This window comes from Massilia sp. IC2-477 (assembly GCF_020707265.1).
Lineage (GTDB): Bacteria > Pseudomonadota > Gammaproteobacteria > Burkholderiales > Burkholderiaceae_D > Telluria.
In genome coordinates this window covers 142,118-164,837 of the sequence record NZ_JAJFEQ010000004.1, presented here as the reverse complement: position 1 = coordinate 164,837, position 22,720 = coordinate 142,118, and the positions used below count along the sequence as shown (strand labels likewise).

The window sequence follows — 22,720 nt, the reverse complement described above, 5'->3', positions numbered from 1 at the left end:
CCAGTGTATGCTGGCTCCGGGACAATAAGGGGACAAGAACACATGAGAACCTGGCGAATCGCGAACAAGGACGTGGCGCTCGACCGCAGTTGCGAAGGCGCGCGCAAGAGTGGCGGGCACTGGCACGCCGAGGGCTGCCCGGCCCTGTACACCGCCATGACGGTGGAGCTGGCGGTGCTGGAGAAATTCGTGCACGCCGAAGGCGACGAGCCTGACCTGGTGCTGGTGGCGGTGGACTTGCCGGACGATCCGGAGCTCGGCATCGACGTGGCGCGCGAGGAGCTGCCGGACGGGTGGGATGCCCTCGACGACGGCGGCAGCGCGACGGCCTTCGGTACGGCTTTCCTGGAGAAGTGCCATCACCTTTACATGCGGGTGCCGTCGGTGATCGTGGGTGAGGGGCTGAATCTGGTGATCAATCCGGAGCATCCGGCGTATGCGGATGTGAAGCTCAGTATCGCAAGGTCATACAGCTTTGATCCGAGGATGTTTGAGAGGCCGGCGAAGGCGGAGTCCTAAGCGTCGGCACCGAAGCACACTTCTTCTATTGTTAGCTCTAGAACGTCATTCCGGCGAAGGCCGGAATCCAATTCCGTCGAACAGTGGAGACACCTGCTGTGGCCCGTGTATCGGCTGATCACGGGCCGGTTGAAATTGGATCCCGGCCTGCGCCGGGAGTCATGAGCGCCCGTGGCGCTCATGACGGTTTTGAAGCTATTGGTATTGCACACGCGAGCGTAACGCAAACGTCGAAGCTTGGTTACTTCCCAAGCATCGACACCACATTGTCCGCCCCCGGCGCCCCAAACGCCTGCTGCTTGAGCACATGCAGCTGATCCCGCACCTGCGCCGCCTTCTCGAACTCGAGGTTCTTGGCGTGGTCCACCATGAGCTTCTCGAGGCGCTTGATCTCTTTCGAGATCTGCTTCTCGCTCATCGATTCGACCTTGGCCGTTTCCGCATCCTCGCGGACACCTTCGACCATCGCGCGCTGTGCAGCGTTGCTGTACACGCCGTCGATCATGTCCTTGATCTTCTTGTTCAAACCCTTCGGCGTGATGCCGTTGGCTTCGTTGAAGGCGATCTGCTTGGCGCGGCGGCGTTCGGTTTCGTCGATCGCGCGCCGCATCGAGTCTGTCATCTGATCAGCGTAGAGGATCGCGACGCCGTTCAGGTTCCTCGCCGCGCGGCCAATGGTCTGGATCAGCGAGCGTTCCGAACGCAGGAAGCCTTCCTTGTCCGCGTCCAGCACCGCCACCAGTGACACTTCCGGCAAGTCGAGACCCTCGCGCAGCAGGTTGATGCCGACCACCACGTCGAAGGTACCGAGGCGCAGGTCGCGCAGGATCTCCACGCGCTCCACCGTCTCGATGTCGCTGTGCAGGTAGCGCACCTTGATGCCGTGGTCGCTCAGGTATTCGGTCAGCTGCTCGGCCATGCGCTTGGTCAGCGTCGTCACCAGCACGCGTTCGTCCTTGGCGATGCGGTCGGTGATCTCGCTCATCAGGTCTTCCACCTGCGAACGCGCCGGCTTGACCAAGACCCGCGGGTCGACCAGGCCGGTCGGACGCACCACCTGCTCGACCACGTTGTCGGCCTTCTCCTTTTCGTACTCGGCCGGCGTCGCCGAGACGAACACCGTCTGGCGCATCTTGCCTTCGAACTCCTGGAACTTCAGCGGCCGGTTGTCCAGCGCCGAGGGCAGGCGGAAGCCGTAGTCGACCAGGTTGACCTTGCGCGAACGGTCGCCGTTGTACATCGCGTTGAGCTGGCCGATCATCACGTGCGACTCGTCCATGAACATCAGCGCGTCCTTGGGCAGGTAGTCGATCAGGGTCGGCGGCGGTTCGCCCGGCATCGAGCCGGACAGGTGGCGCGAATAGTTCTCGATGCCCTTGGTGAAGCCAATCTCGGCAAGCATTTCGAGGTCGAAACGGGTGCGCTGCTCGAGGCGCTGTTCCTCGATCAGCTTGTTCTCGTTGCGGAAGTATTCCAGACGGTCGCGCAGCTCGGCCTTGATCGATTCCACCGCACGCAGCACGGTCGAGCGCGGGGTCACGTAGTGCGAGCCCGGGTACACCGTGAAGCGCGGGATCTTCTGGCGCACGCGGCCCGTCAGCGGGTCGAACAGCTGCAGCGACTCGATCTCGTCGTCGAACATTTCGACGCGGATTGCGAGTTCCGCGTGTTCCGCCGGGAAGATGTCGATGGTGTCGCCGCGCACGCGGAAGGAACCGCGCGCAAAGTCCATCTCGTTGCGCGTGTACTGCATCTGGATCAAGCGCGCGATGATGTCGCGCTGCGCCACTTTATCCTTGTGGCGCAGCGTGAGGATCATCTTGTGGTATTCGTTCGGATTACCGATACCGTAGATGGCCGACACGGTGGCGACGATGACGACGTCGCGCCGCTCCATCAGCGACTTGGTGCACGACAGGCGCATCTGCTCGATGTGCTCGTTGATCGACGAGTCCTTTTCGATGAACAGGTCGCGCTGCGGCACATAGGCTTCCGGCTGGTAGTAGTCGTAGTAGGAGACGAAATACTCGACCGCGTTCTGCGGGAAGAATTCGCGGAACTCCGCATACAGCTGGGCCGCCAGCGTTTTATTCGGCGCGAACACGATCGCCGGACGGCCCGCCTGGGCGATCACGTTGGCCATCGTGTACGTCTTGCCGGAACCGGTCACCCCCAGCAGAGTCTGGTACATCAGGCCGTCGTTGATGCCTTCCACCAGGCCCGCGATCGCGGTCGGCTGGTCGCCCGCGGGCGGGAAGGGCTGGTGCAGCTTGAAGGGCGAGCCTGGGAAGGTAAGGACGGTCGGTTCCGGGGCATTTGCAATGGATAGTTCTGCCATACTTTCAGACCTTTGCTAGAATGGGTGTCCGCTTGCGGCACTGCAGCATGACTATACAAGCAGTGTCGTTCATTACAATCGCTGCGAACCCACCGACAAACTCAGTTTATCACGATGACTTCCACAGCCTCCGCCAGCCTCTTCGGCGCCATCGACATGGCGCCCCGCGACCCGATCCTGGGCATTACCGAAGCATTCAACGCCGATACCAACCCGGCCAAGATCAACCTGGGTGTCGGCGTCTACTATGACGATAATGGCAAGGTTCCTTTGCTGCAGTGCGTGCAAAAGGCGGAAGCGAAGCTGATGGAGCAGCCGGCGCCGCGTACCTACCTGCCGATCGAAGGGCTGGCGGCGTACGACAAGGCCGTGCAAGAGCTTGTATTTGGGGCCGACAGCGCCGTAATTCAAGAGAAGCGTGCGATTACCGTGCAGGCCCTGGGCGGCACTGGTGCGCTCAAGCTGGGCGCCGATTTCCTCAAGCGTTTCTCGCCCGAGTCCGACGTTTATATCAGTGACCCGAGCTGGGAAAACCACCGCGCGCTGTTCGAAGGCGCCGGCTTTGCCGTCAACAACTACACCTATTACGACCCAAGCACCCACGGCGTGAATTTCGACGGCATGCTGGCGGCCCTGAACGCCATGCCGCGCGGTTCGATCGTGGTGCTGCACGCCTGCTGCCACAACCCGACCGGCGCCGACCTGACGCAAGAGCAGTGGAGCCAGGTGATCGAGGCCGTCGTGGGCAATGGCCTGGTGCCCTTCCTCGACATGGCTTACCAGGGCTTCGGCGCCGGCATCGCGGAAGACGGCGCCGTGGTGCGCCGCTTCGCCGAGACCGGCATCCCGCTGCTAGTGTCGAACTCGTTCTCGAAGTCCTTCTCGCTGTACGGCGAACGCGCCGGCGCGCTGTCGATCGTGGCTACCAGCAGTGAAGAAGCGGCGCGCGTGCTGTCGCAACTGAAGCGCGTGATCCGCACCAACTATTCGAACCCGCCGACCCATACCGCCAAGGTGGTTGCGATGGTGCTGTCGACCCCGGAGCTGCGCCAACTGTGGGAAGAGGAACTGGCCGGCATGCGCGTGCGCATCCGCGAGATGCGCAACCTGATGGTCGAGAAGCTGAAGGAAAAGGCGCCTGGCCGCGACTTCGAATTCGTGCGCGAGCAGGTCGGCATGTTCTCGTACTCGGGCCTGAGCAAGGAGCAGGTGGGCAAGCTGCGCGAGCAGTCGATCTACGCCGTCGACACCGGCCGCATCTGCGTTGCGGCCCTGAACTCGACCAACCTCGACCGTGTCGTTGACGCCGTCGCCAAAGTTCTTTAAAATCTTGGCTCTTCGGAACTGACCCAACGCAGTTTCAACTTGGTTCCGAAGAGCAGCAGCTGCTTGTGCGACACGACCTGAATTTGACACCGTGTCACTGCAAACATATAATGCTGTCATCAATTCCCTGATAGCTCAGTCGGTAGAGCGACGGACTGTTAATCCGCAGGTCCCTGGTTCGAGTCCAGGTCGGGGAGCCAGAATTCCGGAAGGCCACATCGCAAGATGTGGCCTTTTTGTTTGCCTACAGAACCAACTTCAGGTATTGCGGGAAAGTGGGATGGCGGGTTACGCTGGCAATAGTCTACTCATCAGGAATAAACGTTGAAGCATCTTCCATCGAGCAAGAGGGTCGCGGTCTCAGGACAGGTGCTCCGCTTTTCCCGGTCGGGGCAGGGTAGTCCGACCATCGTCATGCTCAGCGGCGCCGGCGGGCCGCTGGAAAACTGGCACAAGCTGTATCCCGGCATCGAAGCACTGGGCACGGTCGTCACCTACGACCGGCCCGGCGTCGGCGGCAGCGCCCGTCCGCGCGACGCGCAGATGGGCACCACCGTGGTGCTGCAGCTGCGCGCGCTCCTGCGCGAGATCGATGCCAAGCCGCCCTTCCTGCTGGTCGGGCATTCCTTCGGCGGCCTGCACGCTAACCTGTTCGCCCGCGTCTATCCGGAAGAGACCTGCGGCGTGCTGTTCCTCGAAGCGACTGCGCCCGACGACGTGCTGAACATGAAGCGCTACCGCTCCGGCCTGCAGCGCGCCGTGGCGGGCCTGCTCGACCGTTTCTCACCGCCCGATCCGAACGACGAGATCAGCAACGAGGCCGAGACCGTGGCCGAGATCGCCGAGGCGCCCATGTTCCCGGCGATTCCCATTACAGTGGTCTCGGGCGGCAAGCGCCTGCCACGCTGGATGGTGTCGGGCGACGCCCAGCGCGAACGGGCGCGCAACCAGGAATCCCTGATGCGCCTGTCCCCGCTGTGCAAGCGCGTGATCGCGCAGGGCAGTGCCCATTTCCCGCAGATGTCGGAACCGCAGCTGGTGCTGGACGAGCTAGGAAAGCTTATCAAGCGCATATCGCCGTAAGAAAAGTTGCCTTTCGATAGCGCAGGGCTTCGCCAAATTGAAAAGCGCTGCTATAATACGGCCTCTAATCCCTGATAGCTCAGTCGGTAGAGCGACGGACTGTTAATCCGCAGGTCCCTGGTTCGAGTCCAGGTCGGGGAGCCAGAATTCGAAGGGCCGCATGTGAATGCGGCCCTTTTTGTTTTGCTGCGCCTTGGGCAAGGTCATTCCTCGTGACAAGAAAGCGGCGATGTGAGCAGGCGCCACACCGCCCGAATTTACGCTCTTGTCAGCCTGCTCAGCGCACCACGGGTTTGACGCGCGACGCCGCTTCCAGCGCACGCTGGCGCGCAGTGTCCACATCCTCCGCGGTCGCCAGCGCCACCCCCATGCGGCGGCGTGCGAACGACTCGGGCTTGCCGAACAAGCGCAGGTCGGCGCCCGGCACGCGCAGCGCATCGGCCACGCCTTCGAAAGCGATGCCTGCGGCCTCATGCTGGCCGTAGATCACGGCAGAGGCGCCCGGTGCGCGCAGCGACACGTCCACCGGCAGGCCGAGTACGGCCCTGGCGTGCAGCTCGAACTCGCTCTGCACCTGGCTGGCCATGGTCACCATGCCGGTGTCGTGCGGACGCGGGCTCACTTCCGAGAACCACACCATGTCGCCCTTGACGAAGAGCTCGACCCCGAACACGCCGCAGCCGCCCAGGTCGGCCGTTACCTTGGCCGCGATGTCGCGCGCACGTTCCAGCGCGGCGGACGTCATCGGATGCGGCTGCCAGGATTCGACGTAGTCTCCCTGCACCTGCTTGTGGCCGATCGGCGCGCAGAAGCTGGTTTCGATCGCGCCGTCGGTGCCGATCGAGCGCACCGTGAGCAGCGTGATTTCATAGTCGAAGTCGATGAAGCCTTCCGCGATCACGCGGCCGGCATCGACGCGTCCGCCGGCGGCCGCGTATTCCCAGGCGGTGGTGACATCCGCCGCGCTGTCGAGCTTGGACTGGCCCTTGCCGGACGAGGACATCACCGGTTTTACCACGCACGGGAAGCCCACCGCGGCGCAAGCCTGTTCCAGTTCTTCCAGGCTGCTGGCGAAGCGGTAGGGCGAGGTCGGCAGGCCGAGCTCTTCGGCGGCCAGGCGGCGGATGCCTTCGCGGTTCATGGTCAGCATCGCGGCGCGCGCGGTCGGGATGCAGGTGATCCTGCCGCTTTGCTCCAGCGCGAACAGGGTCTCGGTAGCGATGGCTTCGATCTCCGGCACCACGAGATCCGGCTTTTCCAGCGCGATCAGCGCCGACAGGGCGGCGCCGTCGGTCATGTCGATCACATGGGCGCGGTGGGCCACCTGGTGGCCGGGCGCGTTGGGATAGCGGTCGACCGCGATGGTTTCCACGCCCAGGCGCTGCAGGGCGATGATCACTTCCTTGCCGAGCTCGCCGGAGCCGAGCAGCATGACCTTGGTGGCGGAAGGGGAGAGCGGCGTACCGAAGAGGCGTGGCATTGTCATGGTCTTGATCGGAAAGCAAAGTGACGACTATAGCAAAGGCGCCGATCGCCCGTCGCCGACCCAACTACTTTACGAAAAGCACTGGTCAAATCCAAAAGCGCTCGCTATAATGCGGCCTCTTTTCCCTGATAGCTCAGTCGGTAGAGCGACGGACTGTTAATCCGCAGGTCCCTGGTTCGAGTCCAGGTCGGGGAGCCAGAATACGAAGGGCCGCGTGTAGACGCGGCCCTTTTTTATTTCTACCTGTAAGTCATTCGTCGCGCGTCATGGCAGGCAGGCGGTCGAACCAGGGCTGCGCGCCTTCCAGCTGGTGCGCCAGCTGCAGCAGCCGGTCTTCCGCACCAAAGGGCGCCACGAACTGCACGCCCAGCGGCAACCCGTCTGCCGTCCAGTGCAAGGGCACCGACATCGAGGGCGTTCCCGTCAGGTTCGACAGCTGGGTGAAGGGCACGTAGCGCAGGTTGTCGCGCGCGATTTGCTGTACGGTGCTGTCGAGCAGCCCCAGGCGCGCCAGCAGGCCGAGCATGCCGGTGCGCTGGAGGAAGCCCAGCAGCGCCTGCTGCGCCGGCGGCAGGTCGCCGGTGCCGTGCCTGATTGGCGGGTGTGCCAGCGTCGGCGTGAGCAGCATGTCGTAGCGCTGGTGAAAGCGCCCGAGCGCGCGTGCAAAGCCGTTCCACTGCGCCAGCTGGGTCGTCAATGCCGGCGCCCTGATTGCGCTGCCGAGCGTGACCAGCAGGCGCGTCATGAGCTCCGGTTCGCCGCCGCTGGCGCCCAGCGCTTTCATGCGCGCCACCAGCGAGGGCACCTGGCCGAAGTAGACGTGCAGGTAGCTGGTCGCCAGCGCCGCGCCGTCGATCTCGGGCGCGGCTTCTTCCACTTCATGTCCCAGTCCCTGCAGCAGCCTGGCCGCATGGCGCACCGCGGCCTCGGCTTCCGGATGCACCTCGGTACCGATCGGCGACGCGGCCGTGAAGCCGATGCGCAGGCGGCCTGGATCGCGCCGCATCAGTTCCGCATAGGGCGCGGCGGGCGGGGCGATGACGAAGGGATCGCCCGGCTCGGCGCCCTGCAGCAGGTCGAGCGCGCGTGCGGAATCGCGCACGCTGCGCGAGAGCACGCCTTCGCTCGAGGCGCCGAACCAGACTTCGCCCACGTCCGGGCCGCTTGAGACCCGTCCACGCGAGGGCCGCAGCCCGAACAGGCCGCAGCAGGCAGCAGGGATGCGGATCGAGCCGCCGCCGTCGTTCCCGGCCGCCATCGGCACGATGCCTGCCGCTACCGCCGCGGCCGCGCCGCCGCTCGAGCCGCCCGGCGTGTGGTCCAGGTTCCAGGGATTGCTGGTGCGGCCGAACAGCTCGGGATCGGTCACGCCCTTGAGTGCGAACTCGGGCAGGTTGGTCTTGCCGAAGACGACCAGGCCGGCGCCAAGATAGCGCCGCACCACCGCCGCATGCTGCTGCGGGACGTGGGCGCGCATGGCGCGGCTGGCGTTGGTGGTGGGCACGCCGGCGTAATCCTGCAGCGTGTCCTTGAGCAGGAAGGGCACGCCGGCGAAGGGACCCTGCAGCGGACCTTGCAACTGGCGCCGCGCTTCGTCCTGCATCAGCCGCACCACCGCGTTGACCCGGCCGTGTACCCGGGCCTGGCGCGCCAGCGCGGCATCCAGCAGTTCCTGCGGACTCACCTCGCCGCGGGCGACGAGGGCGGCGAGGGCGGTGGCGTCATGCTGGAGATAGTCGTTGAATTCCATCGGCAAGCCTGTTGTTGAACTTGCTCATGATGAAATCCGGTGCGCCGGGTCTTGTCAAGGAAAAGCCTGCTCAGCGCCTTTTTTCAAGCAGCTCGTATAAAGCCATCCCGGCGATCATGGCGCCCACGAACATCAAGGGCTTGACCCCGCCCCAGGCCAGCGAGACCACCGCCGGTCCGGGGCAGTAGCCGGCCAGTCCCCAGCCGATGCCGAACACCAGGCTGCCGAGTATGAGGCGGCGATCGACATTCCCTTTCTGCGGCAGGTGCAGCGGGCCGCCCGCCAGCGTGCGGCCGCGCCGGCTGGCCCAGGCAAAGGCCGGCCAGGCCACCAGCAGCGCGCCGCCCATGGTGAACAGCAGCGACGGGTCCCACCTGCCTGCCAGGTCGAGGAAGGCGAGCACCTTGGCGGGATCGGCCAGGCCTGACACCACCAGCCCGGTGCCGAACACGAAGCCGGCAAGGAGGACGAAGACGAGCTTCATGGCAGCAGGTGGCGCGCCAGGTAGACGGTAGCGAAGCCGGCCGCCATGAAGGCAAGGGTGGCGGCGACCGAGCGCGGCGAGCCGCGCGACAGGCCGCAGATGCCATGGCCGCTGGTGCAGCCGGAGCCGTAGCGGGTGCCGACGCCGACCAGCAGGCCGGCGAGCGCCAGCAGCGGCAGGCCGGCCTCGACGCGGCCCATGGGCAAGGGCGCGAACAGGCCCCAGGCCAGCGGGGCGGCCAGCAGGCCGGCCAGGAAGGCCAGGCGCCAGCCGGTCTCGCCCGGGCGCGGACGCAGCAGGCCGCCGACGATGCCGCTGATCCCGGCCACGCGCCCGGCCAGCAGCACGCACAGGGCGACGCCGGCGCCGATCAGCAGACCGCCCGCGAGCGAACTCCAGGGTGTAAAGTGGGCCCAGTCGACCTGCATGGCGAGCTCCTGCGCATGGTGCTAGCGGTACTTCTTCTTGTTCGAGGTATAGGTACGAGTATAGAAGTCGGACGGCTTCTTCGCCACCCAGTCAATGAAGCTGCGGATGTCCTCGTGTTCGCGCAGGGCGTCCCAGGTGTGATAGGTCTGCAGCAGCTCGCGCTCGGTGAAGGCCGAATGGATCTTGCGGTGGCAGATCTTATGGATCGGGAACTGTTCCTTGCCCTTGAAGGTCTTCGGGATCAGGTGGTGGCGGTCGATGTTGACGGTCCCGAGCAGACGGCCGCACAGGGGGCAGTGGGCGTCGGGCACTGGCTCATCGCTGATCGGTTCCGGGCGGCGTTTGGGCATGCCGGAAACATGGCGGCAGATTCGTCACTTTACAAGATCGACGCCGTGTAAAGACGCGCGCACTGTTCAGAATTGTTAAATGTGCGCGTGCGCACGGTAATGTAGTAGAATCAATGCTTACCTTTTTGCAAGATCGTGACGCATCAGTGAGCCTGCCGCAATGATTGACGATCGCCCAGAATGTTCCGTTCTCCTCATCGATGATGAACCCTTTGCGCAGGACATCATCGCGCACGGACTGCAGGGCTGCGTCGGTCACACCCTATGTTACGAGTCGAGCCCGGCGCGTGCCGTGGAAGTGGCGCGCGAGGTCAAGGCCACGGTCGTGCTGGTCGACCTGCGCATGCCCGACCTCGACGGTTTCGAGGTCACCGCGCGCCTGCGCGCCCATCCAGACACCGAAGACGTGCCCGTCATCGTGCTGTCCTCCGAAGACGATCCCGACATCAAGGCGCGCGCCTTTGCCGCCGGCGCCAACGATTACCTGGTCAAGTGGCCCGACCCGCGCGAGCTGGTGGCGCGCGTGCGCTACCACAGCGGCGCCTGCATCGCGCGGCGCCAGCGCGACGCGGCGTTTGCTTCGCTGCGCGTGAGCCAGGAGCAGCTGGCCGCCAGCCAGTCGGCGCTGCACCAGGCGCAAAAGATGGAAGCGATCGGCCAGCTCACCGGCGGCGTCGCCCACGACTTCAACAACGTCCTGCAGATCATCGGCGGCAACCTGCAGCTGCTCAAGCTGGTCGGCAACCTGAACGACAGCGCCAGGAGCCGCGTCGACATGGCCCTGTCGGGCGTCGAGCGCGGCGCCAAGCTGGCCGCGCACCTGCTGGCCTTCGCGCGCCGCCAGCCGCTGCAGTCGGTGGTGGTCGATCCCGGCCACCTGCTGCGCGAAATGGACGACATGATGCGCCGCGTGCTCGGTCCCAGCGCGCGCGTCGTCACCGAGATCGAACCGGGCCTGGGTAGCACCATGGTCGATCCCAACCAGCTCAACAACGTGCTGCTGAACCTGGCCATCAACGCGCGCGACGCCATGGCGGGCAGCGGCACCCTGACGATCCGCGCCTGTAACGTCAATGCCGGCCCCGAGCTGCCGCCCGAAGTCCCGCAGGGGAATTTCGTGATGATCGAGGTACGTGATACCGGCAAGGGCATGCCGCAGGAAGTCCTGCAGCGCGCCTTCGAACCCTTCTTCACCACCAAGCCGACCGGACAGGGCACGGGCCTGGGCCTGTCGATGGCCTATGGCTTCGTGAAGCAGTCGGGCGGCGAGATCGTGCTGCGCAGCGAGGTCGGGCAGGGCACCAGCGTGCGCATCTACCTGCCGCGCAGCGACGCGGCGCCCGCCGCGCTCGAACCCGTGCACAGCGCGCCACTGGCCGGCGGTCTGGAGACCATCCTGGTGGTCGAGGACGAGCCGGACGTGCGCAGCTCGACCTGCGGCATCCTGTCAGCGCTGGGTTACGACGTGCTGGAGGCGGAGGACGCGCAGGCGGCGGTGAAGATCATCGAGAGCGGCCGCCACATCGACCTGGTGTTTTCCGACGTGATCATGCCGGGGCCGGTCAGCAGCCTGCAGCTGGGCGAGATCGTGCGCCGCCGGCTGCCGTATGCGCAGGTGCTGTACACCTCGGGCTATGCCGAAGGCGTGCTGACGCACGAAGGCAAGCTGGACGCGTCGGTGCACCTGCTGCAGAAGCCCTACCATCCAGACGCGCTGAGCGCGCGCATCCGTCACCTGCTGCGCCGCGCGAAGCGCGGACAGCATGCCGGCGCTTCAGGCCGGCCAGCTCACTTGGGCTTGACGTAACGGCGCGAGCCCGGCGGCGGTTCGTTCAGGACCGCCCAGAAGATCCCGAGGTCGGCGATCGCGCGCACGAACTCGGCAAAGTCCACCGGCTTGACCACGTAGGCGTTCACGCCCAGTTCGTAGCTGCGGATGACGTCCTGCTCTTCTTTCGAAGAGGTCAGCATCACCACCGGGATGCTCTTGAGCGCCTCGGTCTCGCGGATTTCCTTCAGCACTTCCAGTCCATCCACCTTGGGCAGCTTCAAGTCGAGCAGGATCACGGCCGGGTTGCCCACCACGCGCTGGCGGAATTCGCCGCGGCGGTGCAGGTAGTCGAGCGCCTCCGCGCCGTCGCGCACGACCACCACCTCGTTCGCCAGCTGGCTCTTGGCCAGCGCGATCAGGGTCAGTTCGAGGTCGTTCGGATTGTCTTCGACGAGGAGGATGGGCTTGAGCATTCTTGGCCTCAGTGGGATGGATGTTTCGGGATACTGAAGGAGAAGGTCGCGCCTTCTCCCGGGACGGACGCGGCCCAGACCTGGCCGTTGTGGCGCTCGACGATGCGGCGCACGTTGGCCAGGCCGATGCCGGTGCCCTGGAAGTCTTCCATGCGGTGCAGGCGCTGGAACACGCCGAACAGCTTGTGCACGTACTCCATGTTGAAGCCGGCGCCGTTGTCGGCCACGTGGAAGATCGTGAAGTCGGCGTTCTCTTCGGAGGTGATGGTGATGACCGCCGGGTCGCGCGCGCCGGTGAACTTCACCGCATTCGACAGCAGGTTGAATACCGCCAGGTGCAGGAAGGTCGGGTCGGCCCACACGGTAGGCAGCGGCTCGATGTGCCAGTCGACGTTACGTCCCTGCATTTCCATGCCGAGCTTGTCGATGCAGGCCGCGACCAGGTCGTTCATGTCGACCGTGGTCGGACGCAGCGCGGCGCGGCCCATCTGGGAGAACGACAGCAGGTCGTCCACCAGCTTGCCGGCCAGGCGCGCCGATTCCTTGATGTTCTTGAGGAAGCGCTGGCGCCGCTCCGGGTCTTCCGCGCCGCCCGATTCGATCAGGAGGTCGGAGAATCCGACGATGTGGCGCAGCGGTGCGCGCAGGTCGTGCGAGACCGAGTACGAGAAGGCTTCCAGTTCCTTGTTGGCGCGGCCCAGTTCCTCGGCCAGCTCGGCCATCTGTTCGGCGCGCTCGAGCGCGATGCCGAGCAGCGCGGTGCGGAATTCGACCGTCAGCTCGACCTCGGCCACGTGCCAGGGCAGGCTGCGGCCGTGGATGGTCTCACGCCAGGCCTGGAAGCTCAGGCGCGGCGTGAGCTGGGTCGGGTCGCTGGGCGAGGCCAGTTTGCCGTGCGGGTTGCCGGCCCATTCGATGGTCTGCACCACCTCCGGGCGGAACCACAGCAGGTAGTGCTGGTGGATGCGCGAGATCGGCAGCGCCAGCAGGCCGCTGGCGTTGCGCACCATGTCGGCGCCGGCCGGATAAACATCCTTCAGGTGGTCGGTGTGGAACACCTCGCTGTGGCCGTGCACCGACAGCCACGAGGCCAGCGCACGGATCTGCGGCTCGTCCGGGGTATCGCCGTAGGTCAGCACGCGGTCGTCGACCACGATCGCGACCCCGCCCGCGCGCCCGAAGCGCAACAGCTCGGGGAACACGCCGCTCAGGTTCTCGAGGAAGTCGGCGCCCTTGGTCAGGTGGCCCAGCATCTCGACCATGATGCGGCGCACGTCGAGGCGGAACTGCAGCTCGCTGGCGTCCTCGCGCGACTCGATGCACAGCGCCAGGATCTGTCCCAGCTGTTCGCAGGCGGTGCGCTTGTCGACCGAAACCGGGCAGGGCGTCGCGTTGTGGCAGGAGATCAGGCCCCACAGCTGGCCCTTGACGATCAGCGAGACCGACATCGAGGCCAGCGTGCCCATGTTGCGCATGTACTGCAGGTGGATCGGCGAGACGCTGCGCAGGGCCGCGAAGGACAGGTCGTTGCGCCGGCTGGTGATCGGATTAAGCTCGGGCACCAGGGCCGCCGGCTCATAGTTGGCGTCCTGGATCAGGCGGATCGGCGACAGCGTATACAGGGCGCGCGCCTGGGCCGGCACGTCGCTGGCCGGGAAGTGCTGGCCGAGGTAGGAGTCGTAGCCGTCTTCTTTCGATTCGGCCAGCACGCGGCCGTGGCCGTCGGCGTCGAACTGGTAAACCATCACCCGGCCGAAGCCGGTCACCGCGCGCACGTGGCGCGCGGCCAGTTCCGACAGTTCGGGAATCGTGGCGGACTGGTTGACCTTGACCAGGAAGTCGCCGATCAGCGGATACAGGTTGCGGAAGTCGGCGGCGCGGCGCCGGTCGACCGCTTCGAATTCGAGGATTAGCAGGCTGTCCCAGGCATGGGCCAGCACGTCGAAGTGAGCGCCGTTCGGGGGCGTCACGGTGCCGAGGTAGACCGGGCGCGAAGCGATCGGATTGGCCTCGATGTCGGCGGCGATGCGGGCCGCAGCGGCCTCGCCTACCACCTCGGACAGCGGCTGGCCGACCACGTGCTGCGCCGGGATACCGACCCAGCTTTCGAGGTTGGCACTGGCCTGCTGCACCCTGAGGGCCTGCGACAGCGTCAGCATGAAGCCATGCGGCTGGATGCTGCCCGGCGTACGGATCGGTTCGTCCGCGCAGCGGCTGAGGTCGAGGTGATTGGTGGGTGCCTGGGTCATGTGCAACGGGAGGCCAGCGGAAAGATACAATTCAGCATTGTAACGTCAAATCCGACAGATCGAACGGGCAGTAGCGCAATTTCCAACGTTGCACTTGACTATACAAGTCAATACCGTGTCAAGCGCGCGGCTGATATTGCTGAGTAAGGCTATGATAGGATATTTGCCGCACCATCATGGAAGTGCCCCGGCTCATGAATACGCAACACCCCAGCAAGCCGCCGCTGACCGAAGAGCAACGGTTCCAGTACCTCATCGCCGGCATCAGCGACTATGCCATCTACATGCTGGATCCGTCCGGCCACATCGCCAGCTGGAATGCCGGCGCGCAGCGCTTCAAGGGCTACCAGCCGCATGAAATCCTGCGCGAGCATTTCTCGCGCTTCTATACGCCGGAAGACCGCGAGAGCGGCCTGCCGGCGCGCGCGCTGGCGCACGCCCTCGAGCATGGCAAGTACGAGGCCGAGGGCTGGCGCGTGCGCAAGGACGGCACCCGCTTCTGGGCCCACGTGGTGATCGACCCGATCTACGACGAGCACCGCAACCACCTGGGCTATGCCAAGATCACGCGCGACGTCACCCAGCGCAAGCTGGCCGAGGATGCGCTGCGCGAGAGCGAGCAGCGCTTCCGGCTGCTGGTGCAGGGCGTCACCGACTACGCCATCTACATGCTCTCGCCCGAAGGCCTGGTGACCAACTGGAATGTCGGCGCCGAGCGCATCAAGGGCTACTCGCTGGAAGAGATCCTGGGCAGCCACTTCTCGCGCTTCTATAGCGAGGAAGACCGCGCCGGCGGCATGCCCGAGCGCGCCCTCGGCACCGCCGCGCGCGAAGGCCGCTACGAGTCCGAGGGCTGGCGCGTGCGCAAGGACGGCACCCGCTTCTGGGCCCACGTCATCATCGACGCCGTCCACGACGACGCCGGCCAACTGCTGGGTTTTGCCAAGATCACGCGCGACCTCACCGAGAAGAAGCGCACCGAGGAAGCGCTGGAGCAGGCGCAGCTGGCGCTGTTCCAGTCGCAGAAGATGGAATCGATCGGCCAGCTCACCGGCGGCGTCGCGCACGACTTCAACAACCTGCTGTCGGTGCTGGCCAGCGGCCTCGAGGTACTGAGCATGAGCCGCCAGGGCGGCAGCGACGCCAAGACTCTGGACAGCATGCGGCGCGCGATCGACCGTGGCGCCACGCTCACCCAGCAGCTGCTCGCCTTCGCGCGCCAGCAGCCGCTGCAGCCGGAAACGCGCAGCGTCAACCGCCTGATCTCGGGCTTCGAGTCGGTGCTGCGGCGCGCCGGCCATACCGGCATCGAGTTCGACTTCAACCTCGACCCGCAGGCCGGCAGCGCAGTGGTCGACGGCGCCCGCTTCGAGTCGGCCCTGCTGAACCTGGTCGTGAACGCGCGCGACGCCATGCCCGAGGGCGGCAAACTGAGCCTGGACACGGCGCCGGTCACGCTGCGCGAAGGCGAGGTGCCCGGCCTGGCGCCCGGGCCCTATGTGTGCGTCTCCGTGACCGACACCGGCACCGGCATGTCGCCGGAAACCGTGCAGCGCGCTTTCGAACCCTTCTACACGACCAAGGAAACTGGCAAGGGCACGGGCCTGGGCCTGTCGCAGGTGTACGGCTTCATCAAGCAGTCGGGCGGCGAGGTGGTCATCCAGAGCACGCTGGGGGAGGGGACCTCGATCACGATCTACCTGCCGATGGTGAGCAGCCAGGACCGCGAAGCCGCGCACGGCGACTCGGAGACGGTCCTGATCGTCGAGGACGAACCGGACCTGCTGGACGTGGCGTCGGCCCTGTTCATGAGCATGGGCTACGAAGTCACCACCGCGGCCACCGGTCTCGAAGCCATGAACGTGCTGGCCAGCCGCGACGTGGACATCCTGTTCACCGACATCGTCATGCCGAACGGCGTGAACGGCATCGAGCTGGCCGAGTATACGCGCGAGAACTACCCGAACATCAAGGTGATGCTGGCCTCGGGGTATCCGCAGCCGGCGCTCAAGCTGGACCAGTACCGGCTGGGGGATTTCACGTTCGTGAGCAAGCCGTATCGCTTGTCGGATCTGGCGCGGGGGCTGCGCAGCGTGCACTAGGAAATTAGTGACGTGTCGCTTCCCGAGTAGATCTTCCGGTAGCGTAGGTAGCCGCCTTTCGAGGCGACGCCGTAGGACCGGTCCCATGGTTACCGTCCACCGATGCGCAAGCGGGGAATCTTCTTCGTCCTGTTGTATTCCTCGGCGGCGCGGTCCTCGTCCGGCGTCAGCATCGGCCTGTATTCGCCCGTGCGAGCGGTCGCAGCCATCGTCTGCTCGCGCCTGCGTACACACTGGCGCAGGTAGTCGTGCATCTCGTTTTCGTTCAGCGGTCCGCTCAGCCTGAACGAGGCGCGCGAGTCATGGACGTAGTTGTCGAACAGGTCGACGGTCGCTGCACACGGTTCTTGCAACGCTTGCCAGAACGTGGCGATTTCTTCCCATTCTGCGTGGTGCAGGTTGCCAAAGCCTTGAGGCTGGCTCGAAGGCTTGAAGTGGGAACCCATGGATCGCATCCACGCCATGAATGCCGCGACCTCGTCATCGAAGTCCAGTGCCGCGCTGTGCAACTCGTTCTGGTGAAACGGTGATGCACGGAGAAAGCTGCGGCTCTTATACAGCTGCGCTCTGCCAGCGGCCCTGATGTGGACGCGCCATTCGATCTGTTTGCGCATTTGCTCGCGGACGATCCGGTGTAGGGGACCATGCTTTTCCTTGCAGGTGTCGAGGTAGGCATTGAAGGCTTGGATCGTATCCCTGCTGACCCGGAATTTCGCCTTGGTGGCTTCCGTCGCCAGTTCGAGCTTCAGCGGCACCCCGCTCAGCCTAGCTTCCTTGTACATCATAATCAGAGGAATCCGCGACAGCATGTCGCTGCCATCCGGATCAGTGCCCCGTCCCTGCTCACGCGGGCAATAGCCGCCCCCAATGTCGGAGTGTACGCCGGGCACCACGACTTCTTTGCAGCCGCCGGGAACGGCTCCGTTCACCGAAATCGAATCCAGGGGAAAGCTGCGTCGGAGTTCGTGCGCGGCGACCAAATGGAGGCATTTCATTCCGGGGGGAATACGGAGGCTCTCCTCTGCATCAGCCCAGGCGCCGTGGCCATTCATGGCGGCCACCCCGTTGCCGATGCCCACGGAAGCGACCGTATCGAAGATCCCGAGGAAATCGAATTCCACTGGAAAGCCGCCGAGCGACATGCGCTTTGCGCCGCAGAGTTGCGCGTCTAGCCGACATAGCGTTTGCAGCCAGTTCGCGAAGGCCCGGGCCTGAGTCGCGCCACGGGAGAAGCCGAAGATGGAGATGTAGATCGTCTTGACGACGCCGGGATCCTTCTTTGCCGGCTTGCCGGTACGCTTGTCAATCCAATGCTGCGCGACCGCCTGGTGCAGGCGGGCCAGCATCCTGCTCAGAACGTATTTCGTTCGTGTGCCGGCAGCAGAGTCGGTGATGTCGGCGTCGGGGCCATATCTTCCGTCGACAACGCAGCGGGTGCTCTTCGTAAGCGACAGGGTTCCGAATAGATTGTCTAACTCGGACGGCGTAATGAGTGCCGAACCGAGAAAGAAGCGATGAACATTGTTGATGGCTTGGGCGAGCGCCCAGACGATGCGCCGCTCACCCCAGCAGCCGGTGCCATTACCCAGGAGCCTGTCGGTTCCGGCTCCGTGGTCCTTAACCTGGGGGAATTCCGTGCCGACGCCGGGTATGTAGACCCTGAAGAAATGTTTGTGTTCTGCCGGCTTGTTTGTCCACTCAGCTGATTTTGGAAGCACGCCGGGGACGCTCATTCCCGGAAAGCAGTCGTACAGTCGCGCGATGTTCGAGTGGTCTTTCGCTTTTTCGGCGGCGATGTAGTTGTTTCCTGTACCGTCAAAGAAGAAGCCGAAGAATAGATTGGTGTCGCAGGATGATCGCGGTGAGCAAATCGGTGCAAGTTCGCGTCTCTCGAAGGCGCCCAACACATTTAGGTCTTCTCGGTCAAAAAACTCGTCTTTAGAAACTACGTTTGGGAATTCATTGCCAATTAATGCAGATAGATGGGCAGTCATGGCTTGGCCTCCAATATTTCGGTCAGGCGGGCACTGCTCCACGCTAATCCATCAGAATATTCTTTTTGAAGTTTTTGGAGGAAGCGAGGGTCATCCGGTCCAGTAAATTGCTGTAGCTCCGCCGGATTTCGTTCCTTTGCATGATTCCACGCTGACTTTGCTCTATCTTGCGGATGTGATTCAAGTTCCTTCAACATGGATGTATAAAGTTCTACATAACCTTGCCGGTCCTTTCTATAAAGTTCCCAGCGTTCACGCTGATACTCGATGGAGGGAACGGGCCAGCCCTTTATCTTGCCCGGCCAGTTTGGATGATCCGGCTGCAAATTACTGGAAACGACGTTAACTTTTCCATCCTCATCCCTGATGACCCACAGCTCGCCTGCCTCGGCATATTCTGGCACCTCGACTTCATGTTCTTGCACCACCTCAGGTAAGGTTCCATCGGGTAGCTTTTTTAACCAGTGAGTTGTCGAGAGACGGATCTTGGCTCCGGGTTTCCACTTCAACGGCAGCACGGCACAGCAGGTCGTGCCACCGGCGGCGAACGGTGCGATGTGTTCGCCGCCGGTGGCTTTCTCAGGATTCTCCGGATCCGCAATGAAATAGCTGAATTCGCGGTCGCTGTAGTTCACGCCGTGCAGACTCACACTCGCATGCGAGCCACGGTACTGCCACAGGGCGACCAGGCCGAGCATGCCCAGCACTGCCAGAACGCTGAGCAGGACCTTATATTTCTGCAGCATCAGTTGCCTCCATCGAGAGCGCGTGTGCCTGCCACGCTGTGAATAATCGTGCGACAGCCGGCGCCTCGTCACGTCCGCCGTGCCTCAGAAGCCATCCACACCAGTCGACGAGGTCGGGGCCGTCCACGCCAGCCCCCAGAGCCGGAGCCAGCGCCGACGAAATCAGTGCATGGGCTTCCGATGCAAGATACTTCCCGCGATCGGGATGGGCGGCCAGTTGGGCGAGCACCTCGTCGGCGCGGCTGTCTTCCACCAGCGCCGCGAATTGCGCTTCGTCGAGCGTCGGATCGGTGGCAGGGGCGTCGCCCGCGCCGTCGAGCGCGAGCGTCCACCAGCAGCCGTCGCGGCCAATGTGGCTCCAGCTCACGGCAGGACCGACGAATTGACCACGTTGCGCAGGATCGAGTGTTTTCACGACGGCGGGAACGCGGCGGGTGTCCGCGAAACGGAAATTGAAACGCTGGCCGTCGGCTTCGACGATGCACCATGCCGCCATTCTCGCCGCCAGGTCCTGCCATGGTTCCGGCGTTTCGATCACACTCACCATGGGCCAGCCCTGGCATGCGCCCAGTACCCTCCTGAGCGCACGGTCATCAGGATCGAAAGGCAGGACGAAAGCGGACACATCCAGCGTGTCCGGACCCCTCCCAGGCAAGCCCTCGAACAGGAGCGCCTTGCCGCCTGCGGGGATGCGGCGGTGCAGACCAGGGACAAAGGCGCCGTCGATCAGCACATGCAGCTCATGGGCCGCGGGGCGCTCCCAAAAGCGCTGCATTAGCATATCGAACCAGTCGTCGACAAACGAATCGGTCAGCATGTCACTCCACCATGGAAAAGGCGGCGCCAGCGGCAAGGGCGCGTTTTAAACACTCCACGCAAACGCTCCTTGGAAGCGGCGGCATCGGGTAGCCCAGCTGCTGCGGGTCGGTCAGGCTCTTCTTGTTCGCGTGGATGGTGAGCTTGCCGGGGCATTGCACCTTGATGTTTCCGCCATCGATTGTCAGGCTGGCGCCGCCGGCAGTCGACAAGACGATCTTCTGCGCCGCAGCCCAGTCGATGTGTTCGCTAACGCTGACGAATTCCACGTTCTCGCGTGCTTGTACGACGAGCGCATCCGCTTGGGCCTGCAGATCGGTCTCGCCTTTGGCGGCCATCAGTTGCAATCCGATCTTGGCATGCACCGCGCCCGCAAGCGCGCCAATGGACTGCCCGGTATGAATTCGGAAGGCGTCCCCGCCGGCCAGTTGCGTGTCCTGCGCGCTCACCAGGGTGGTGGCTTCGCCGTTGGCCAGTTGCAGGCATTGCCCGGCGCTAGCCGCGAGAACGTCTTTGGCAGAGATCGCGTTGAGGGGATGGGCAATACCGTTTTCCGGCTCAGGTCGCGAGAGGACGCTTGCCATCGCCCTGAGTGGCGCATTCGCGTCGTCCAGAAGGCTGGCGTTGGTCTTGACGGTGCCGGCATGGCTTGCCAATCCTGGTGTCTGATGGGTAGTCGCTGCGAGGTGCATGCTGTCAGCGGCGGCCGCTGCCTGTCGAACCAGGTTGGCGCCGGCCGCGTTTTCGCCGGCGGCATCGCGCGAGCGTGGGCCGTGTGTCAGCTGCCAGCTCGATATCAGCAAGCCTGCTGCGCCGCGCGCCGCGCCGTACGCGTCGGAACGCAGTTCGGCGCCGTATCCCCGCACACTGCCGCGATGGTTGTCGGCGGCATGGAGCAGATGTCCCAGGTTCAGCTCGGTCGCCGCCTGGGTGCTTCCGAGTTGCGCCCGGTCTTGTCCGTCGCTGTCGTCGAACAGCAGCTGGTTGTGGCCGATACCGCCAAGCCCGACTGTACGTACGCCCCACTGGGCCGAGGCGTTGCGATGACCGCCGTGGTCGCTCGACGCACCATGCCAGGCCGGGCTATTGCCACCGACGAGATTGGATTGGGCCGAGCACGCATGGTCATAGGCCCGTCCAAAGCATTCATGGTCGCTCGCCGCATCCCGCCGGCCACCAGGCGAGGGCGCGCTACCGCCTTCTCCCCGGCCGTTGTACAGTGCACCGACGACAACCGGCCTGTCGATGTCATTCTCGAGGAATTGCACCAGCACTTCCTGCCCGATCCTAGGAAGGAATTGGCTGCCCATGCCGCTGCCGGCCAGTCGCTGTGCTACCCGGACCCAGCAGCTCGCATTCCCCTGGTCTTGCCAATGAAAACGGACGCGAATGCGGCCCATGCGGTCGCAGTAGGTTGTTTCGACGCCATCCGGACAGTCGTTCCCGTTGGCGCCGATGACGATAGCGGTTTGCGCGCCGTGCGCCGTCGGTCTCGCCTTGATGCGGTCGTCTCCGGGGATCGCATGTGGCCGCCATGGGAGCGCTGCCGGGATCGCGTCGAAGCAGTTGGCATAACCGGTCTGCCGGGCCTGTTCGATGACCTGGGCCAAGTCGTGCGGCCCGGCACGGCCCGTCTGTTCCAGCAACTCTGGAAGGGGGCCGAACAGCTCGGCCAAAGCAAGTTGCGCCGGCGGCGGCAAATTGTTCACGCCGATACTGGTGACGTGCAGGACAGTGAACCCGGCCGCGTCGCCAAGCCGCTGTAGCGGAACGTCAGTGATGGTCAGCCGTGTTCCCGCGCGTAAGGTGCGGATGGTGGAGCGCCCTTGCCACAACTGGCCGCGTGTTTCGGCGCCTTGCATCTGCAGATCGGCATGGCGTTGCGCCATTGCGGTATCGGTGAAGGCATACTGCCCCGGTGCATCGTACGATTCGAGTTCCGGCAGCTGGGGAGCTTGCGTCACCGACGGCGAGACCGCGCCCACAACCCGTTTAGCCCTGTAGTCGGCACTTTGCAAGGTCGTCAGAGGCGTGCAGGCGTCGGTGTTCGACCAGCGTTTGCACGGTATCGTGGTACTCCACCGAGCTTGCGCCGTGATAGCGGACGCCTGCGCCACCTTTGCAACTGCGGTCGTCCGGCATGGCATCGAGGCTGGTGCTATCGGCGAATAGCACCAGGCAAGGACCGTCTTCAAGCTGCTCGATTCGCCAGCCGAGGCCTTCTTCGGCAAGAATGCGCCGCACGAAATCCAGATCCGGTTCGCGGTATTGGCAACAATAGCTGCGCGGCGGCACGGTAGTGAGGTGCGATGCAGTATCTACGCTCCAGCGCCAGCGCGCGGAAGGCATGTATGATGCGAAAACCGCGTCGACGATCTCTACAACTGTCTTGTCCTGCCAGACCCGGCTGTTACGTACATGCTCCAATCGCCATATCCATGGCGATATCCGAACACGGTAGCGCGCCAGTCCGCCATCACTGCCAAGAACGGATACAGCCCGGATCTCCCCGCTAATCCTTTCCTGGGCGCCGTCGACGAGCGTAATCTCCAGCGATGCCGGTTGACCCAGCAGCGGTTCGGTTTCCAGGTACGCGCTCGTGGACAGTGCGATGACGTCGCACACGGGGGTGTCGAGCAGCGCGTCTTCGGCGCTATAGGCCTCGACCAGCAGTGTTGAAGTCGTTTCGTCGCCAATCGTCAACCCGATTAGTCTGGTCTCGCTCGAAAATTCCGCGAGCGTTTCTGCGATCTGTTCTCCCAATTCGGTGCTCATGGCGAGTGCTCCATTTTTTGAATGAAACG

The 22,720-nt window shown here is 64.3% G+C and carries 18 protein-coding genes and 3 tRNA genes; 8 read left to right on the top strand and 13 right to left on the bottom strand.

Annotation, left to right across the window (positions count from 1 at the left end):
* Nucleotides 1–42: 42 nt before the first annotated feature.
* Entirely contained in the window at nucleotides 43–519 is a 477-nt protein-coding gene (locus LK542_RS09540) for an RES family NAD+ phosphorylase (RefSeq protein WP_227811723.1), read from the top strand.
* Nucleotides 520–760: 241 nt separating this feature from the next.
* Here the strand turns inward: LK542_RS09540 and uvrB are convergent, their stop codons facing one another.
* Nucleotides 761–2,857: an excinuclease ABC subunit UvrB gene (gene uvrB / locus LK542_RS09535; protein WP_227811722.1), complete on the bottom strand. Its 2,097-nt coding sequence runs from the start codon at nucleotides 2,855–2,857 to the stop codon at nucleotides 761–763.
* Nucleotides 2,858–2,971: 114 nt separating this feature from the next.
* On the opposite strand from uvrB, the gene LK542_RS09530 reads away from it, so the two are divergent.
* The 4 genes from LK542_RS09530 (at nucleotide 2,972) to LK542_RS09515 (ending at nucleotide 5,410) form a co-directional block, all read left to right on the top strand.
* On the top strand, nucleotides 2,972–4,183 hold the full coding sequence (locus tag LK542_RS09530) for an amino acid aminotransferase (RefSeq protein WP_227811721.1): 1,212 nt from the start codon (nucleotides 2,972–2,974) through the stop codon (nucleotides 4,181–4,183).
* Nucleotides 4,184–4,307: 124 nt separating this feature from the next.
* Nucleotides 4,308–4,383: transfer RNA gene (locus LK542_RS09525), tRNA-Asn, on the top strand.
* 169 nt (nucleotides 4,384–4,552) lie between these two features.
* Nucleotides 4,553–5,266 (top strand): alpha/beta fold hydrolase, encoded by a 714-nt coding sequence (locus LK542_RS09520; protein ID WP_227811720.1) that lies wholly within the window; start codon nucleotides 4,553–4,555, stop codon nucleotides 5,264–5,266.
* Between the two features lie 68 nt (nucleotides 5,267–5,334).
* Nucleotides 5,335–5,410 (top strand) — tRNA-Asn (locus tag LK542_RS09515).
* A gap of 133 nt (nucleotides 5,411–5,543) precedes the next feature.
* On the opposite strand, the gene purT is transcribed toward LK542_RS09515, so the two are convergent.
* The gene (gene purT, locus LK542_RS09510) at nucleotides 5,544–6,752 is read right to left on the bottom strand and encodes a formate-dependent phosphoribosylglycinamide formyltransferase (protein WP_227811719.1); all 1,209 of its coding nucleotides are present in this window, start codon (nucleotides 6,750–6,752) and stop codon (nucleotides 5,544–5,546) included.
* Between the two features lie 122 nt (nucleotides 6,753–6,874).
* On the opposite strand from purT, the gene LK542_RS09505 reads away from it, so the two are divergent.
* Nucleotides 6,875–6,950: transfer RNA gene (locus LK542_RS09505), tRNA-Asn, on the top strand.
* Between the two features lie 52 nt (nucleotides 6,951–7,002).
* Here the strand turns inward: LK542_RS09505 and LK542_RS09500 are convergent.
* The 4 genes from LK542_RS09500 to LK542_RS09485 form a co-directional block, all read right to left on the bottom strand.
* Entirely contained in the window at nucleotides 7,003–8,502 is a 1,500-nt protein-coding gene (locus LK542_RS09500; RefSeq protein ID WP_227811718.1) for an amidase, read from the bottom strand.
* A gap of 70 nt (nucleotides 8,503–8,572) precedes the next feature.
* On the bottom strand, nucleotides 8,573–8,986 hold the full coding sequence (locus tag LK542_RS09495; protein WP_227811717.1) for a DUF6691 family protein: 414 nt from the start codon (nucleotides 8,984–8,986) through the stop codon (nucleotides 8,573–8,575).
* A complete protein-coding gene (locus LK542_RS09490) occupies nucleotides 8,983–9,414 on the bottom strand; it encodes a YeeE/YedE family protein (protein ID WP_227811716.1) in 432 nt (143 codons plus the stop codon). Before LK542_RS09490 ends, LK542_RS09495 begins: the two co-directional genes overlap by 4 nt.
* Nucleotides 9,415–9,435: 21 nt before the next feature.
* On the bottom strand, nucleotides 9,436–9,765 hold the full coding sequence (locus LK542_RS09485) for a hypothetical protein (protein ID WP_227811715.1): 330 nt from the start codon (nucleotides 9,763–9,765) through the stop codon (nucleotides 9,436–9,438).
* A gap of 160 nt (nucleotides 9,766–9,925) precedes the next feature.
* On the opposite strand from LK542_RS09485, the gene LK542_RS09480 reads away from it, so the two are divergent.
* On the top strand, nucleotides 9,926–11,572 hold the full coding sequence (locus LK542_RS09480; RefSeq protein ID WP_227811714.1) for a response regulator: 1,647 nt from the start codon (nucleotides 9,926–9,928) through the stop codon (nucleotides 11,570–11,572).
* Here LK542_RS09480 and LK542_RS09475 read toward each other — a convergent pair.
* A complete protein-coding gene (locus tag LK542_RS09475; RefSeq protein WP_227798980.1) occupies nucleotides 11,554–12,009 on the bottom strand; it encodes a response regulator in 456 nt (151 codons plus the stop codon). The genes LK542_RS09480 and LK542_RS09475 overlap by 19 nt on opposite strands.
* Before the next feature lie 8 nt (nucleotides 12,010–12,017).
* Nucleotides 12,018–14,258: an ATP-binding protein gene (locus LK542_RS09470; RefSeq protein ID WP_227811713.1), complete on the bottom strand. Its 2,241-nt coding sequence runs from the start codon at nucleotides 14,256–14,258 to the stop codon at nucleotides 12,018–12,020.
* Nucleotides 14,259–14,452: 194 nt separating this feature from the next.
* Here LK542_RS09470 and LK542_RS09465 point away from each other — a divergent pair, with 194 nt between their 5' ends.
* The gene (locus LK542_RS09465) at nucleotides 14,453–16,360 is read left to right on the top strand and encodes a PAS domain-containing sensor histidine kinase (protein WP_227811712.1); all 1,908 of its coding nucleotides are present in this window, start codon (nucleotides 14,453–14,455) and stop codon (nucleotides 16,358–16,360) included.
* A gap of 89 nt (nucleotides 16,361–16,449) precedes the next feature.
* Here LK542_RS09465 and LK542_RS09460 read toward each other — a convergent pair whose 3' ends face one another.
* From LK542_RS09460 to LK542_RS24885, 5 genes are read right to left on the bottom strand one after another with little or no spacing between them, the layout of a single operon-like run.
* On the bottom strand, nucleotides 16,450–18,354 hold the full coding sequence (locus LK542_RS09460) for a DUF2235 domain-containing protein (protein WP_227811711.1): 1,905 nt from the start codon (nucleotides 18,352–18,354) through the stop codon (nucleotides 16,450–16,452).
* Nucleotides 18,351–19,100 carry a DUF3304 domain-containing protein gene (locus tag LK542_RS09455; protein WP_227811710.1) on the bottom strand — a complete coding sequence of 250 codons (750 nt, stop codon included), beginning with the start codon at nucleotides 19,098–19,100 and terminating at the stop codon, nucleotides 18,351–18,353. The genes LK542_RS09460 and LK542_RS09455 overlap by 4 nt, the downstream gene beginning before the upstream one ends.
* Nucleotides 19,084–19,917 carry a DUF4123 domain-containing protein gene (locus LK542_RS09450; RefSeq protein WP_227811709.1) on the bottom strand — a complete coding sequence of 278 codons (834 nt, stop codon included), beginning with the start codon at nucleotides 19,915–19,917 and terminating at the stop codon, nucleotides 19,084–19,086. The genes LK542_RS09455 and LK542_RS09450 overlap by 17 nt, the downstream gene beginning before the upstream one ends.
* Before the next feature lies 1 nt (nucleotide 19,918).
* Entirely contained in the window at nucleotides 19,919–21,934 is a 2,016-nt protein-coding gene (locus LK542_RS09445; RefSeq protein ID WP_307728957.1) for a type VI secretion system tip protein VgrG, read from the bottom strand.
* A complete protein-coding gene (locus LK542_RS24885) occupies nucleotides 21,909–22,691 on the bottom strand; it encodes a type VI secretion system Vgr family protein (RefSeq protein ID WP_307728956.1) in 783 nt (260 codons plus the stop codon). Before LK542_RS24885 ends, LK542_RS09445 begins: the two co-directional genes overlap by 26 nt.
* Between the last annotated feature and the right edge of the window lie 29 nt (nucleotides 22,692–22,720).

Coding starts and splice junctions, on each gene's coding strand:
- uvrB (WP_227811722.1), bottom strand. CDS start 2,857: ATGGCAGAACTATCCATTGCAAATGCCCCGGAACCGACCGTCCTTACC.
- LK542_RS09485 (WP_227811715.1), bottom strand. CDS start 9,765: ATGCCCAAACGCCGCCCGGAACCGATCAGCGATGAGCCAGTGCCCGAC.
- LK542_RS09495 (WP_227811717.1), bottom strand. CDS start 8,986: ATGAAGCTCGTCTTCGTCCTCCTTGCCGGCTTCGTGTTCGGCACCGGG.
- purT (WP_227811719.1), bottom strand. CDS start 6,752: ATGACAATGCCACGCCTCTTCGGTACGCCGCTCTCCCCTTCCGCCACC.
- LK542_RS09540 (WP_227811723.1), top strand. CDS start 43: ATGAGAACCTGGCGAATCGCGAACAAGGACGTGGCGCTCGACCGCAGT.
- LK542_RS09500 (WP_227811718.1), bottom strand. CDS start 8,502: ATGGAATTCAACGACTATCTCCAGCATGACGCCACCGCCCTCGCCGCC.
- LK542_RS09490 (WP_227811716.1), bottom strand. CDS start 9,414: ATGCAGGTCGACTGGGCCCACTTTACACCCTGGAGTTCGCTCGCGGGC.
- LK542_RS09450 (WP_227811709.1), bottom strand. CDS start 19,917: ATGCTGACCGATTCGTTTGTCGACGACTGGTTCGATATGCTAATGCAG.
- LK542_RS09460 (WP_227811711.1), bottom strand. CDS start 18,354: ATGACTGCCCATCTATCTGCATTAATTGGCAATGAATTCCCAAACGTA.
- LK542_RS09530 (WP_227811721.1), top strand. CDS start 2,972: ATGACTTCCACAGCCTCCGCCAGCCTCTTCGGCGCCATCGACATGGCG.
- LK542_RS09455 (WP_227811710.1), bottom strand. CDS start 19,100: ATGCTGCAGAAATATAAGGTCCTGCTCAGCGTTCTGGCAGTGCTGGGC.
- LK542_RS09475 (WP_227798980.1), bottom strand. CDS start 12,009: ATGCTCAAGCCCATCCTCCTCGTCGAAGACAATCCGAACGACCTCGAA.
- LK542_RS24885 (WP_307728956.1), bottom strand. CDS start 22,691: ATGAGCACCGAATTGGGAGAACAGATCGCAGAAACGCTCGCGGAATTT.
- LK542_RS09470 (WP_227811713.1), bottom strand. CDS start 14,258: ATGACCCAGGCACCCACCAATCACCTCGACCTCAGCCGCTGCGCGGAC.
- LK542_RS09480 (WP_227811714.1), top strand. CDS start 9,926: ATGATTGACGATCGCCCAGAATGTTCCGTTCTCCTCATCGATGATGAA.
- LK542_RS09465 (WP_227811712.1), top strand. CDS start 14,453: ATGAATACGCAACACCCCAGCAAGCCGCCGCTGACCGAAGAGCAACGG.